11 protein-coding genes are annotated in these 13,331 nt (G+C 71.1%); 8 read left to right on the top strand and 3 right to left on the bottom strand.

What is annotated here, in order from left to right; translation table 11 throughout:
• Window positions 1-245 precede the first annotated feature (245 nt).
• Window positions 246-3,044, bottom strand: coding sequence for a penicillin acylase family protein (locus IF55_RS28290; RefSeq protein ID WP_030891820.1), 2,799 nt, complete (start codon window positions 3,042-3,044; stop codon window positions 246-248).
• A 388-nt stretch (window positions 3,045-3,432) separates the two neighbouring features.
• On the opposite strand from IF55_RS28290, the gene IF55_RS28285 reads away from it, so the two are divergent.
• The 6 genes from IF55_RS28285 to mscL all read left to right on the top strand — a co-directional run bounded on the left by IF55_RS28285 (window position 3,433) and on the right by mscL (window position 9,098).
• The gene (locus IF55_RS28285) at window positions 3,433-5,064 is read left to right on the top strand and encodes a potassium/proton antiporter (protein WP_398245632.1); all 1,632 of its coding nucleotides are present in this window, start codon (window positions 3,433-3,435) and stop codon (window positions 5,062-5,064) included.
• A 180-nt stretch (window positions 5,065-5,244) separates the two neighbouring features.
• Window positions 5,245-6,558 carry an MFS transporter gene (locus tag IF55_RS28280; RefSeq protein ID WP_030891816.1) on the top strand — a complete coding sequence of 438 codons (1,314 nt, stop codon included), beginning with the start codon at window positions 5,245-5,247 and terminating at the stop codon, window positions 6,556-6,558.
• A 66-nt stretch (window positions 6,559-6,624) separates the two neighbouring features.
• Complete coding sequence (locus IF55_RS37715; protein WP_030891814.1) at window positions 6,625-6,996, top strand: FmdB family zinc ribbon protein; 372 nt, start codon at window positions 6,625-6,627, stop codon at window positions 6,994-6,996.
• An 85-nt stretch (window positions 6,997-7,081) separates the two neighbouring features.
• A complete protein-coding gene (locus IF55_RS28270) occupies window positions 7,082-7,915 on the top strand; it encodes an S-methyl-5'-thioadenosine phosphorylase (RefSeq protein ID WP_030891811.1) in 834 nt (277 codons plus the stop codon).
• 224 nt (window positions 7,916-8,139) lie between these two features.
• A complete protein-coding gene (locus IF55_RS28265) occupies window positions 8,140-8,394 on the top strand; it encodes a hypothetical protein (RefSeq protein WP_051776241.1) in 255 nt (84 codons plus the stop codon).
• A 194-nt stretch (window positions 8,395-8,588) separates the two neighbouring features.
• Window positions 8,589-9,098 carry a large conductance mechanosensitive channel protein MscL gene (gene mscL / locus IF55_RS28260; RefSeq protein ID WP_030891805.1) on the top strand — a complete coding sequence of 170 codons (510 nt, stop codon included), beginning with the start codon at window positions 8,589-8,591 and terminating at the stop codon, window positions 9,096-9,098.
• A 191-nt stretch (window positions 9,099-9,289) separates the two neighbouring features.
• Here mscL and IF55_RS28255 read toward each other — a convergent pair whose 3' ends face one another.
• Window positions 9,290-9,475, bottom strand: coding sequence for a hypothetical protein (locus tag IF55_RS28255; RefSeq protein ID WP_030891803.1), 186 nt, complete (start codon window positions 9,473-9,475; stop codon window positions 9,290-9,292).
• Window positions 9,476-9,755: 280 nt separating this feature from the next.
• Between IF55_RS28255 and IF55_RS28250 the strand changes: the two genes are divergently transcribed.
• Window positions 9,756-10,982 (top strand): low temperature requirement protein A, encoded by a 1,227-nt coding sequence (locus IF55_RS28250; protein WP_106980493.1) that lies wholly within the window; start codon window positions 9,756-9,758, stop codon window positions 10,980-10,982.
• A gap of 369 nt (window positions 10,983-11,351) precedes the next feature.
• The gene (locus IF55_RS28245) at window positions 11,352-12,437 is read left to right on the top strand and encodes a P1 family peptidase (RefSeq protein WP_037967129.1); all 1,086 of its coding nucleotides are present in this window, start codon (window positions 11,352-11,354) and stop codon (window positions 12,435-12,437) included.
• Window positions 12,438-12,523: 86 nt separating this feature from the next.
• Here the strand turns inward: IF55_RS28245 and IF55_RS28240 are convergent, their stop codons facing one another.
• Entirely contained in the window at window positions 12,524-13,285 is a 762-nt protein-coding gene (locus tag IF55_RS28240; protein ID WP_030891794.1) for a class I SAM-dependent DNA methyltransferase, read from the bottom strand.
• Window positions 13,286-13,331: the final 46 nt, after the last annotated feature.

The raw sequence follows: 13,331 nt of genomic DNA, 5'->3' as shown, positions 1-13,331 counted from the left end.
TGCGCATCGGTCAGTTCATGTCGTCGCACCATGCCCGACGCCTGCCCGGGCCGAGACCTGATCCACCCCGCCCGACAAGAGCCATCAGAAACGACCTAGAGCCGGTACGGGGCGCCGTGCAGGTTTACGGCCCGGGCGGCCCGGCGTGCCGCTGAGGCGGCCCGGCGTGCCACTGAGGCGCACCGCTGGAAAACGGAGCGGCCCCGGAGGTTTAGCACCTCCGGGGCCGCTGAAGGAGTCGTCGTTCAGGGCTTGAGGACGAGTTCGTCCTTGGTGGCCTTCTTGACGGCGTCGGGGCTGTAGGCCCAGGGGAGCAGTTCGCCCCTGGCCCACATGTCCGTCTGGTCGTAGTAGTGCGCGTTGTAGGCGTGCCCGGAGGCGCCGGTGAGGTTGATCCAGCGGGACCTGTCGAGGTCCGCGAGGTTGACGACCATCCGCATCGAGGGCACCCATACGACGTCGTAGCCGCCCGCCGCGTTCCAGCCGCTGGCGTCGACCGCGGCCTCGCCGCCGCCGAGGTTCCAGGGGCCGCGGTTGAGGAGGAACTGGACGAAGCCGGGGCCCTCCTTGCCGAGCGTCTGGTTCTTCAGCGTGAGCTGGTGCAGCCGGCCCCAGCTCCAGGAGTTGACGTCCTTGCCGAGCTTGGAGGTCAGCTCCCAGCGGGCGTCCTTCATGGCGCGCGCCAGCAGTTCGTCGCGGTTGCGGGCGCCCGGGTTGGTGCGGGTGCCGTTGGTCTTCCACCACTCGCTGTCGGGCTTCTTGAGGATGTTGCGGACCACCTCGAACCAGCGGTCGCCGCCGTCGGGCTGCGCCTGGTCGGGTTCGCGCTGGCCGCACTCGGTGACGAGCCGGGTGTTGCCGTTGAGGTCCTCGGCCGGCCCGGAGTCGTTGGTGGGCTTCACGCGCAGGCACTGGCCCTCGACCCGCAGCTCCTTGGGGAGCTTGTTGCCGAAGGCGAGCTTGAGGGTGTTGCGCCAGACGGCGTTGAAGTACGCGGCGGCGGCCGAGTCGGGCTCCTGGGTGTAGTCCCAGCCCTCCAGGAGCTTCTGGGCGTCGCGGATGTACTGCGTCTCCTTGGCCTTCAGGTGCAGGCTGCCGAGGTCGATCTTGAGCAGATAGGGCGTCAGCAGCTTGGCGATCTCGCTGCTGCTGTCCATCTGCATCTTCTGCATGTCGTCCGTCGAGATCTTCCCGCCGTCCTTGATCTTCGACTGGATGAGGTCGTTGATGCGCTGGCTGCGCGCGCCGTAGCCCCAGTCGTCGGTCAGCAGATACGGGTACTTGTCCTTGTCGACGACCGCCTGGTTGGCGGTGACGATGTAGCCGGACTTGGGGTTCTCCTCCCAGGGCAGCTCGGCCTGCGGGATGTAGTTCTTCTTCCACTGGTAGGCCGGGTCCCAGCCGGGCGCCGGGTAGCGGCCGTCGTGGTTCTTGCCGCGGATCGGGATCTGGCCCGGGGCCTGGTAGCCGATGTTGCCCTTGGTGTCGGCGTAGATGAGGTTCTGCGAGGGCACCTCGAAGTCGTGGGCGGCCTTGCGGAAGGAGGCGAAGTCCGTGGCCTGGTTCAGCTCGAAGACGGCGTCCATGGACTTGCCGGGGTTCAGGGCGGTCCAGCGCAGCGCCACGGCGTAGCCGTCCGCGCGGTCGGGCGCAGGGTCCTTGACGGGCGCGTTCTGGCCGACCTTGACCAGTTCGGAGTCGCGGTCGGAGACGATCGGCCCGTTGTTGGTCGTACGGACCGTGATGACGCGGTCCTTGCCGCCCGCGACCTTGATGGTCTCCTTGCGGGTGGTGAAGGGCTTCTGCTTGCCGTCGAAGAGGTACGTGTCGGCGGTGACCTTCTCCAGGTAGAGGTCCGAGACGTCGGCGCCGAGGTTGGTCATGCCCCAGGCGATGTCCTGGTTGTGGCCGATGATGACGCCGGGCATGCCGGAGAAGGTGTACCCGGCCACGTCGTACGGGCAGGACGGGCCGACCTTGTTGCAGTGCAGGCCCATCTGGTACCAGAGCGACGGCATCTGCGGCGCGAGGTGCGGGTCGTTGGCGAGCAGGGGCTTGCCGGTGGTCGTGTACTGGCCGGAGACGACCCAGGAGTTGGAGCCGATGCCGTTGCCGCTGGGGCCGAGCAGCGCGGGGACGGAGCTGATCTTCTCGGAGAGCGTGGAGAGGCCGTTGTGCAGCCCCTGGGACACGCCCTTGCCGCCGCCCTGCGCGCCGTTGTTCGTCGTGGTCGAGGTGGAGCCCGCCGTCGACTTGGGGTCGAACTGCTTGGTGAGCGGGTTGACCGCGCCGCCCTCGACGATCGGCTTGTTGCGCTTGTACGGGTACGGCGGGTAGAGCTCCTCGATCTGCTTGGCGGACAGCCGCGTCGAGGCGAGCGAGCGGTCGATCTCGTCCTGCATGTTGCCGCGCAGGTCCCAGGCCATGGCCTTGAGCCAGGCCACGGAGTCGACCGGGTCCCACCGCTGGGGCTTGTAGTCGTTCTGGAAGCCCAGGGCGGCGTACTCGGCGGACAGCGCCTTGCCCTGATGGTCTTTGAGGTAGGCGTTGACGCCGTCGGAGTACGCCTGGAGGTACTTCTTGGTGCTCGCCGAGAGCTTGGTGTCGTACTCCTTCTGCGCCACGTTCCGCCAGCCCATGGTCCGCAGGAAGGCGTCCGTCTTCACCTGGCTGTCGCCGAACATCTCCGAGAGCCGACCGGCCGTCATATGGCGGCGCACGTCCATCTCCCAGAACCGGTCCTGGGCCTGCACGAAGCCCTGGGCCCGGAAGAGGTCGTCGGCGTTGTCGGCGTAGATCTGCGGGATGCCCTTGTCGTCCCGCTTGACCTGTACCTGCCCGGCGAGCCCCTTGAGCTGGAGGGTGCCCGAGGTCTTCGGGAAGGAGGCGCGCACGGTGTCGACACCCCAGTACGCCCCATAGCCGACGCCCGCCACGAGCAGCAGCACGAGGGTGATCACGAGCAGACGGGCGCGTCGGCCCTTCTTCTTGCCGGACTTCGGGCCGGTCTCCTGGGCGGAGGCGCCGGTCTTGTTGGCGGGCATCGCTGTCCTTCGAGGGGGCAGGGTGGTCCTGGAGTGCTGGAGCAACCATAGGCGCACCCCCTGTCACGTCCCTACGCGGAGTCGCCGCGGGGCGTCTTCTTCGCCGCTCCCCTCTTCCCCTTCGGCGCCTCGTCCGCCTCTTCTTCGGCGCCTCATCCGCGCGCGTGAGACGCCCCATTACCGTGCGCGGCGTCCCTCTTCGAGCCGCCGCAGCGACAGACAGGCGTTAAGAACCCGTAAAATATTAGGTAAGGCAATGAACTTACCGGTCGTCCGACGAGCAGTTCCGGCCGATATGGCGTGAAAAAGCACGAGAAAGGTCCGGCCCCTGACTGTCAACCACCTCAACGAACTCCTGCTGATCTGCTCCCTCGTGCTGCTCTCAGCCGTGGCAGCGGTCCGGGTCTCATCCCGCAGCGGGCTCCCCAGCCTGCTCATCTATCTGGGCATCGGCGTCGCGATAGGCCAGGACGGCATCGGCGTCATCTTCAATGACGTAGGGCTGACCCAGGTCATCGGCTACGCGGCCCTCGTAGTGATCCTCGCCGAGGGCGGGCTCGGCACGAAGTGGAAACAGATCAAGCCCGCGGTGCCCGCCGCCGCCGTGCTCTCCACCTTCGGCGTCGCGGTCAGCGTGGGCATCACCGCGACCGCCGCCCACTACCTGGCCGGCATGGAGTGGCGGCAGGCGCTGATCATCGGCGCGGTCGTGTCCTCCACCGACGCCGCGGCCGTCTTCTCCGTCCTGCGCAACGTCCCGCTCCCCTCCCGCCTCACCGGCGTGCTGGAGGCGGAGTCCGGCTTCAACGACGCGCCCGTGGTGATCCTGGTCGTGGCGTTCTCCACCGCCGGACCGGTCGAGCACTGGTACGTACTGATCGGCCATATCGCCCTCGAACTCGCCATCGGCGCGGCCATCGGCCTCGCGGTCGGCTTCCTCGGCGCGTACGGGCTGCGGCACGTGGCGCTGCCCGCCTCCGGCCTCTACCCGATCGCCGTCATGGCCATCGCGTTCACCGCCTACGCGGGCGGCGCGATCGGGCACGGCTCCGGCTTCCTCGCCGTCTACCTCGCGTCCCTGGTCCTCGGCAACGCCAAACTGCCGCACTCCCCCGCCACCCGCGGCTTCGCCGAGGGGCTCGGCTGGATAGCGCAGATCGGCATGTTCGTCCTGCTCGGCCTGTTGGTGACGCCGCACGAACTGGGCGACGACATCCTGCCCGCCATCGTGGTCGGGCTGGTCCTGACGGTGGTCGCGCGGCCGGTCTCGGTGTTCCTGAGCACGGCGCCGTTCCGTACACCCTGGCCGGAGAAGGCACTGCTCTCCTGGGCCGGGCTGCGCGGTGCGGTGCCCATTGTGCTCGCCACCATCCCCATGGTGGCCTCCGTACCCGACAGCCGCCGGATGTTCAACATCGTCTTCATCCTGGTGATCGTCTACACCCTGGTGCAGGGCCCGACGCTGCCCTGGCTCGCCCGCCACCTGAAGCTCCGCGACGCCGAGGCCAAGGACCTGGGCATCGAGTCCGCGCCCCTGGAGCGGCTGCGCGGCCATCTGCTGTCCATGACCATCCCGGAGAGCTCGCGGATGCACGGGGTGGAGGTCGGCGAGCTGCGGCTGCCCTCCGGGGCCGCGGTCACCCTGGTCGTACGGGACGGCACCAGCTTCGTGCCGCTGCCCTCGACGGTGCTGCGGCGCGGCGACGAGCTGCTGGTCGTGGCCACCGATCCGGTGCGCGACAAGGCCGAGCAGCGGCTGCGGGCCGTCGGCGAGGGCGGCAAGCTGGCCGGCTGGCTCGGCACCACGGGCGGACCGGGCCGGGGCGCCGCGGGGGCCGCGGTCCGCAAGACGCCGGGAGCGGTCGGAAAGCCGCCCACGATGGGCGGAAAGCCGGCCAGTACGGGCGGGAAGCCCCCCGGGTCGGCCGCGGAACGGAGCGGCGGGGCGTCCGCGGAACGGGACGCCAAGGCGTCCGGAAAACCGCCGGGGAAGGCCATGGGTAACATGAAACGGCAATAACCAACCCAACTCTGCCTGACGCAGGGCTGGCGCGACCGCACGGCGGCCGCGGCCGCGCACCACAAGGCGGCCGAATCGGCATCTACCACGGTCCCGCACGAGAGGACAGCTCTCGGCGCGCTCCGTGGAGGACACCCCTCCGGTGGCGGCGCGCTACCAGGCGGCAGAAAGGCCCGGACCGTGGCATCCACGGTCACCGACCGCTCCGAGCAGCGGCCCGACGCAGGTCCACCGTCCCGTCCCGGATACGGCCAATTGCTGCGCACCCGCGGCGCCTGGACGTTCCTGCTGCCCGGGTTCCTGGCCCGGCAGCCGTTCGCGATGCTCACCATCGGCATCCTGCTGCTGGTCGAGCACACCAACGGCTCGTACTTCCTCGCGGGCACCGTGTCCGCCACCGCGGGCGTCTCCATGGCGCTGTTCGCCCCGCAGAGCGGCAAGCTCGCGGACCGCTTCGGGCAGCGGGCGGTGCTGCTGCCCGGAGTGGTCGTGCACGCCGCGGCGATCGCCCTGCTGACGGCCCTGGCGCTGCTCGACGCGCCCCTGTGGGCCCTGTACGTCGCCGCCGTGCCCGCCGGCGCGTCCGTACCGCAGATCGGCCCCATGGTGCGGGCCCGGTGGGCGGCGAAGCTGGACGGCTCGCCCCTGATGCCGACGGCCGCGGCCTTCGAGTCGGTCACCGATGAGTTCACCTTCGTGATCGGCCCCGTGCTGACGACGGCGCTGTGCACCGGGCTGCACCCGGCGGCCGGGCTCGTCGCGGAGGCGTCCCTGACGCTGCTCGGCGGGCTGCTCTTCGCCTTCCAGCGGCGCACCCAGCCCGCACCGAACCGGCGCGGCCCCGGCGAGGCGGAGCGCCACGCCTCGGCCCTCTCCGTGCCGGGCGTCCGGGTGCTCGCGATCACCTTCCTCGGCATCGGGTCGGTCTTCGGCGGCATGCAGGTCTCGCTGACCGCGTTCACGCAGGAGATCGGCCAGCCGGGCATCAACGGCCTGCTGTACGGGACGTTCGCGGCCGGCAACATGATCGCGGGCGTGGCCTGCGGCGCCATCGCCTGGAAGGTCACCCCGCGGCGGCGGCTCCTGACGGCCTACCCGCTGCTGGTGCTGGCGACCTCCCCGCTGTGGGCGCTGCACTCGGCGCCGCTGCTCGGCGCGGTCGGGCTGCTGGCCGGGCTGTGCATCGCGCCCTCACTGATCACCGGCTACACCCTGGTGGAGTCCCTGGTGCCGTCGACCGCCCGTACGGAGGCGTTCACCTGGCTCACCGGCGCGGTCGCGCTGGGGCAGGCGCTGGCGGCGACGGTCGGCGGCCAGTTCGTGGACGCGGCCGGCTCCAAGGCAGGTTTCCTGGTGCCCCTGGGAGGCACGGGACTGGCGGTTCTGGTGTTGTTCGCCCTGCGCCGGCACCTCGCGCCGCGGGACGCCGACGCCCGTTCCGCCGCCGCGCCGGAACGTGGGGTCGGTCACCGCGAGGCCGTCCCAGTGGACTGAACGGCCGGAATACTGCACTATGGAGCGTCGTTAGCACTCATCGAGTGAGAGTGCCAGGAGGAGCAAGTGCCGACCTATCAGTACCAGTGCACCGAGTGCGGCGAGGGCCTTGAGGCGGTGCAGAAATTCACCGATGACGCCCTCACCGTGTGCCCGAACTGCGAGGGACGCCTGAAGAAGGTGTTCTCGGCGGTCGGCATCGTCTTCAAGGGTTCCGGCTTCTACCGGAACGACAGCCGCGGCTCGTCGTCCAGCAGCACCCCGGCCAAGGCGGGTTCGTCGTCCGGCTCGGCGGACTCCTCCGGCAAGAGCGACAGCGGCTCTTCCGCTTCCTCCTCTTCCTCGGACTCGTCCTCGTCGGCGTCCTCGTCCTCGTCGGCGGCCTCCACGCCCGCCGCGAAGTCGTCCAGCGGCTCGGCGAACAGCTCCGCGGCCTGACGCCCGCGTTCGAACGCCTCCAGGGCCCCGTCGGTTTCCCCCGACGGGGCCCTCGGCGTGCCCGGTGCGGGCTACTGTGATCGCCATGGCGAACGCAGAAATCGGGGTCATCGGCGGATCGGGCTTCTACTCCTTCCTGGACGACGTGACCGAGATCATGGTCGACACCCCCTACGGACCGCCGAGCGACTCGCTCTTCCTCGGCGACATCGCGGGCCGCACGGTCGCGTTCCTGCCGCGGCACGGACGCGCGCACCATTTGCCGCCGCACCGCATCAACTACCGCGCCAACCTGTGGGCCCTGCGCTCCGTCGGCGTACGGCAGGTGCTCGGCCCCTGCGCGGTGGGCGGACTGCGGCCGGAGTACGGGCCGGGCACGCTGCTCATACCGGACCAGCTCGTGGACCGTACGCAGTCGCGCGTCCAGACCTTCTACGACGGCGAGCCGCTGCCCGACGGCAGCACGCCGAACGTCGTGCACCTCGCCTTCGCCGACCCGTACTGCCCCGCGGGACGGCAGGCGGCCGCCGCGGCGGCGCGCGGCCGGGACTGGGAGCCGGTGGACGGCGGCACGCTCTGCGTGATCGAGGGGCCCCGCTTCTCCACCCGCGCCGAGTCCCGCTGGTACGCGGGGCAGGGCTGGTCGGTGGTCGGCATGACCGGGCACCCCGAGGCCGTCCTCGCCCGCGAACTGGAGCTCTGCTACACCTCGATGACGCTGGTCACCGACCTCGACGCCGGGGCCGAGCAGGGCGAGGGCGTCTCTCACGAGGAGGTGCTGCGGGTCTTCGGGAAGAACGTGGGCCGGCTGCGCGAGGTGCTCTTCGACGCGGTGAGCGCGCTGCCCGCGACCGAGGAGCGTGCGTGCGCGTGCGGGACGGCGCTGGACGGCCTGGACCCCGGGATTCGACTGCCGTGACGTGAACGTGCGTGGGCGGCTTGGGATGGGGGTGGGTAGGGCGAGGCGGAGCCGAGTGGGGCCGGTGGGGCTGGCGGGCCCGGGTGGGACCGATGGGACCACCCGCGCGGGTGGTGAGGTTTTCCACAACCGGTGAGTAGTCCACAGCCCCGAGCGGAGTGCGGCGGGACACGCCATCGTGGTGCGTGTTCGGGCCCAGTTCCCCAGGTCAGGCGGTGGTTGCCATGTCGTTCACCTCGTCCCTCACCTCCTCGCTCACGTTCCCTTCCACTCCCCCGCCGTGCGCGGTGCCCGCCTTCCCTCCCGTACGGATGGGGCCCGGCGGCCACCGGCTGCGGCGGGCTGTGCGGCGCCGGGGGCGGGCCGTGACGCTCGGGCTGGCGATGGCGGTCTCCGTCGCCGCGCTGGCGGTCGCCGGGCTCGACCCGGGCGCCGGGACGGCGGCCTCCTGCGTGCCGTCCGGCACGGCGGGGCGGTGACGTCATGACGAGCCCCGCCCCCGCGATCGCCGCCGCGCACGGCACCGCGTCCTCCCGCCATGGCGCGCGCGTCCGTACGTACGCGCAGTCGGGTAACCACTTCGAGTTGCCCGACTGGACAGCCCTCCCTCACCCTGTCCTATGTTGCGGAGCGAATTGTTCCAGTAATGACGTGTGCAAAGAGAGGCTGCTCGGTGAGCGAGAACAAGACAGGAGTCCTTGGCGGCTTCAAGGAATTCCTGATGCGCGGCAACGTGATCGAACTCGCGGTCGCCGTCGTGGTCGGGGCAGCCTTCACCAATATCGTCAATGCCGTGGTCAAGGGCGTTATCAACCCGATCATCGGCGCTTTCGGAACGCAGAATCTGGATCAGTACTCGACCTGCATCACCACCTGCACGAAGAAGGGCGGCGAGTACACGGACGGCGTCTACATCCTGTGGGGCTCGGTGATCAGCGCCGCGATCACTTTCCTGATCACAGCGGCCGTCGTCTACTTCCTCATGATCCTTCCGATGAACAAGTGGAAGGCGCGGCAGGACGCCAAGAAGCCGGTGGACGACACGCCGCCGGACCCCACCGAGATCGAGCTGCTGGCGGAGATCCGGGACGCGCTCATCGCGCAGCGCAATGGCTCCGCCGCGGAACACATCACGCAGCAGAAGACGCAGTCATCGCAGAATTCACAGACAGCGCAGAACTGACACAGCCGCCGCCCGAGGGGACGGCGACGGCCGGAGGCCCGGGGGCGGGACCAGGGCTCACCGCTGGTCCGGGGGCTCCGACCGCACCGGCGGCCACGGTCGCGCAGGAACCAGCAGCCGTACGGAGGGCTGAGGCGTCGCAGGGGGCGGCGGCCGCCACGCAGATGTCCGCGGCCGCATCGGCGGCTGCGTCAGAGGTGGTGGGGCGGCTTCTCGTCGAGGAAGCGGGCCAGGTCGGCGGCGCTGTCGCCGCCGCCGGTCGGCGTCCGATCGCCCCATCCCTGGTCCGTGTCGTCCGCGGACTGCTGCGCCAGCGGGTCGTCGAAGACCAGCGCGGGGTTGGGGTCGCGCGGTGCGGAGTCGGGGGCGGTGCTCATGGCTCCAGGGTACGGCCGGGCTCCGGGTGCGACGGCGAGTGCCCGACGGCACAGGGGTGCCCCGCGGGCGACGCAGCCGGACCGCGGGGCACCGGGACGCGGGGCACCGGAACGCGGGACGCCGGGCCGCGGGACGCCGGCCCCCGGGGCACCGGAACGTGGGGCGCCGGACCGCGGGGCGCCGGGCCCGGGTCACGGGATTCGGCGGGTGTGCATGACAAGCTGGCTCCGCGGTTCGAGCCGCCTGTCCCTGTCGTACAACGCACGAGGCCCGTATCCGATGAGCGAACACTCCCCCGCGCCCGACGCACCGCGCGATCCGCCGACGTCGCCGGTCGGCCGCGTCTCCGGTCTGCTCCGGACCATGACGGCGCGCAGCCGCGACGAGGAACACCGCGCCGCCACCAACCTGGAACTGCTCTTCGACCTCTGTTTCGTGGTCGCGGTGGCCCAGGCGGGGACCCGGCTGGTGCACGCCCTCGCCGAGGGGCACACGGGGGCGGGGATCGCGGGGTACCTCTTCGTCTTCTTCGGTATTTGGTGGGCCTGGATGAATTTTTCCTGGTTCGCCTCGGCATACGACTGCGACGACGTCCCGTACCGGCTGCTGACCCTGGTGCAGATGGCGGGGGTGCAGGTGTATGCCGCCGGGGTGCCGCGCGCCTTCGACGACAACAACTGGATGGTCGCCGTCATCGGCTATATCGCGATGCGGCTGGCGCTCACCTCACAGTGGCTGCGGGCGGCGCACTCCGAGACCGGGGAGGCGAAGCGCACCGCGCGGCTCTACGCGACGGGGCTGACCATCTGCCAGCTCGGCTGGGTGGGGCTGCTGTTCGCCCCCGGCGACATGAAGAAGTGGCTGTTCCTGGTGCTGGTCGTGGCGGAGCTGGCGGTGCCGGTCGTCGCCGAGCGGCGGCATCGGACGGCCTGGCACCCGCACCACATCGCCGAGCGGTACGGCCTGTTCACCATCATCGTCCTCGGCGAGACGATCTCGGCCGGGACGGTCGCCGTGCAGTCGGCGGTCGACGAGCACAAGGCGCTCGGCGAACTGCTGCCGATCGCGGGCGGTGGGCTGCTCATCGTCTTCGCGGCCTGGTGGATCTACTTCGCCGTCCCCATCCACAGCCATCTGAGGACCAACCGGGACGCGCTCCCCTGGGGCTACGGCCACTTCTTCGTCTTCGGGTCGGCGGCGGCGATCGGCGCCGGCATCGAGGTCGCGGTGGAGGAGGCGGTGGGCAAGGCACACATCTCGACGGCCGCCGCGTCGGCCGCGGTGACGGTGCCCGCCGCGATCTTCATGATCACGGTCTGGCTGCTGCACTCCCGCCACTACAAGGTCACCCTCGCCCAGCAGCTCGTCCTGCCCGTGGCGGCGCTGCTGGTCCTGCTGTGCACCTTCGCGGGCGCGGCGGCGGTACTGCTGGCCGGTGTGGTGTCCGCGCTGGCGGTGGCAGTCGGCCTGCTGCTCAACGAGCGCGATCCGGTGCGGGCCGAGTAGCACGGTCCGGGGCGGGCCGGGGAGCACGGCCCGGGGTCGGCCGGGGAGCACGGCCCGGGACGGGCTGGGGAGCACGGCCCGCGGCCGGTCGGGTGGCACGGTCCGAGATGGGCCGGTCGTGCGGCCCAAGATGGGTTGGGTGGCGCGAGCCGGGCCGACTGCGGAGAGCGGTCCGGGGCGGGCCGGGTGGTGCGAGCCGCGGCCGGTCGGGTGGCACGGTCCGAGATGGGCCGGGTCGTGCGGCCCAAGATGGGTTGGGTGGTGCGAGCCGGGGACGGCTATGGAGAGCGGTCCGGGGCGGGCCGGGTGGGGAAGTCTGGCCCTTCGTGCTCTACGGCGGGATGGGGTCGCGTGATACGGATGGCTGTCATGACTGACGCTCTGACGGATGCCCTCACCGATGTGCGCGGCCTGCGGGTCGGTCACACGCAGCGGACCGGCGACGGCTGGCTGACCGGCAGCACGGTGGTGCTCGCCCCCGAGGGCGGGGCGGTGGCCGCCGTGGACGTACGCGGCGGCGGGCCGGGGACGCGGGAGACCGACGCGCTCGATCCGCGCAACCTCGTCCAACGGGTGGAGGCGGTGGTGCTGAGCGGCGGCAGCGCCTTCGGGCTGGACGCCGCGTCCGGGGTGGCGGCCTGGCTGGAGGAGCAGGGCCGCGGCTTCCGGGTCGGCCCGGACCCGGCGCAGGTGGTGCCGGTCGTGCCGGCCGCGGCCCTCTTCGACCTGGGGCGCGGCGGCGACTGGCGGGCCCGGCCGGATGCCGGGTTCGGGCGGGCGGCGGTCGAGGCGGCGGCCCGTACGGAGCTGGGCGCGCCGGTCGCGCAGGGGTGCGTCGGCGCGGGCACGGGCGCGGTGGCCGGCGGGCTGAAGGGCGGTGTCGGGTCGGCGAGCGCGATACTGCCGTCGGGGGTGACGGTGGCGGCGCTGGCGGTGGTCAACGCGGCCGGTTCGCTGGTCGATCCGCTGACGGGGGTGTTGTACGCGCAGCTCTACGACGGGCATGCCGCCTACCCGCCCGAGGAGCGGCTGGCCGCCGCGCACCGGGCGCTGGCCGAGGCGAAGGAGGAGTCGGCGCGGCGCTCGGCGGCGTCGGTGCACCCGCCGCTCAACACCACCCTCGCCGTCGTGGCCACCGATGCCGTCCTGACCCGTGCCCAGGCCCAGAAGCTCGCGGGCACGGCCCATGACGGGCTCGCGCGCTCGGTGCGGCCCGTACATCTGCTGTCGGACGGGGACACGGTCTTCGCCCTGGCGACGGGCGAGCGGCCGCTGCTGCCGGAGGGCACGGACCCGGCGTTCGGCGTCCACCTGGAGGCGGGCGCGGTCAACGACATCCTCGGGGCGAGCGCGGACGTCCTGACGCGTTCGGTGGTGAAGGCCGCGCTCGCGGCGGAGAGCGTGGACGGGCCGGGCGGGGTGTTCCCCTCCTACCGGGAGCTGTACGGGGGCTGAGCCCAGGGGTGGAAGGAGGCCGGCCGGCGCCGGGCGGGGACCGGGTGGCCGCCGCCCGTCACCCCGCGCCCGTCACCCCGCGCCCGTCACGTCGGCTGGTCGACGCGGATCTTCGACTGGCCGTGCTTGCGGGTCTCCCAGTCGTCCATGAAGCGGCCGCGGAGTCCGTGCTTCTCGGCCAGGGCGATGAGCGTTTCGGTGCGGTAGTAGAAGTCCTCGCGCAGGACCTGGTGCTCGGTGCCTTCGGTGCGGTCGAAGGTGAAGTCGAAGAAGCCGCCGGGGGCGAGGACGCGGCCGACGTGGGCGAAGCACTCGTCGATGACGGAGAGGGGGGAGTGGGAGAAGACGCTGTGCGCGTGGACGACGTCGAAGTGGTGGTCGGGGAGGAAGTCCAGCGTCAGGTTCTGGGCGATGGTCAGGTGCGGGAGCTTGTCCTGGAGCCCGTAGGTGGTGAGGGTCTGCTTGGCGGATATGAGGATGTCGGGGGAGATGTCGATGCCGTAGTAGTGGCCGGAGTCGAGGTAGTCGATGAAGCGCCAGCCCGCGCGGAGGTTGCCGCAGCCGATGTCGAGCATGCGGTGGCCCGGGGCCAGCCCGTGTTCGCTGAGGTAGTCGAACTGCATCTTGCCGAGCGCCAGCCACCGGTCGTGGGTCTGGCTGCCCACGGCGGCCTCGGGGTTGCGGCTGGTGTCGGAGGCCATGACCGCGCGGTAGTAGTCGACATGGTTGGGGTGCTTGACGCGGAGCCAGCTATCGCGGGCGGTGCGCTTGAGGTAGGGGGCGATACGGGCCGGGTTGCTCACCGCGTAACGCACCTTGTGCGTGAGGCTCGTGCGGTTCTTGAGCATGGCTTTCGATGACGCCACAGTCGGACCTCCGTAAGGGGACGGTGGG

The sequence above is a fragment of the Streptomyces varsoviensis genome, assembly GCF_000718635.1.
Classification (GTDB): domain Bacteria; phylum Actinomycetota; class Actinomycetes; order Streptomycetales; family Streptomycetaceae; genus Streptomyces; species Streptomyces varsoviensis.
The sequence above is the reverse complement of the archived record's forward strand: the minus strand, read 5'-3'. Positions and strand labels throughout refer to the sequence as shown.

Bases quoted from the DNA above. Each gene is read 5' to 3' on its own strand.
- IF55_RS28290 (WP_030891820.1), bottom strand. From the start codon at position 3,044: ATGCCCGCCAACAAGACCGGCGCCTCCGCCCAGGAGACCGGCCCGAAG.
- IF55_RS28270 (WP_030891811.1), top strand. From the start codon at position 7,082: ATGGCGAACGCAGAAATCGGGGTCATCGGCGGATCGGGCTTCTACTCC.
- IF55_RS28265 (WP_051776241.1), top strand. From the start codon at position 8,140: ATGTCGTTCACCTCGTCCCTCACCTCCTCGCTCACGTTCCCTTCCACT.
- IF55_RS28255 (WP_030891803.1), bottom strand. From the start codon at position 9,475: ATGAGCACCGCCCCCGACTCCGCACCGCGCGACCCCAACCCCGCGCTG.
- IF55_RS28250 (WP_106980493.1), top strand. From the start codon at position 9,756: ATGAGCGAACACTCCCCCGCGCCCGACGCACCGCGCGATCCGCCGACG.
- IF55_RS28245 (WP_037967129.1), top strand. From the start codon at position 11,352: ATGACTGACGCTCTGACGGATGCCCTCACCGATGTGCGCGGCCTGCGG.
- IF55_RS28240 (WP_030891794.1), bottom strand. From the start codon at position 13,285: ATGCTCAAGAACCGCACGAGCCTCACGCACAAGGTGCGTTACGCGGTG.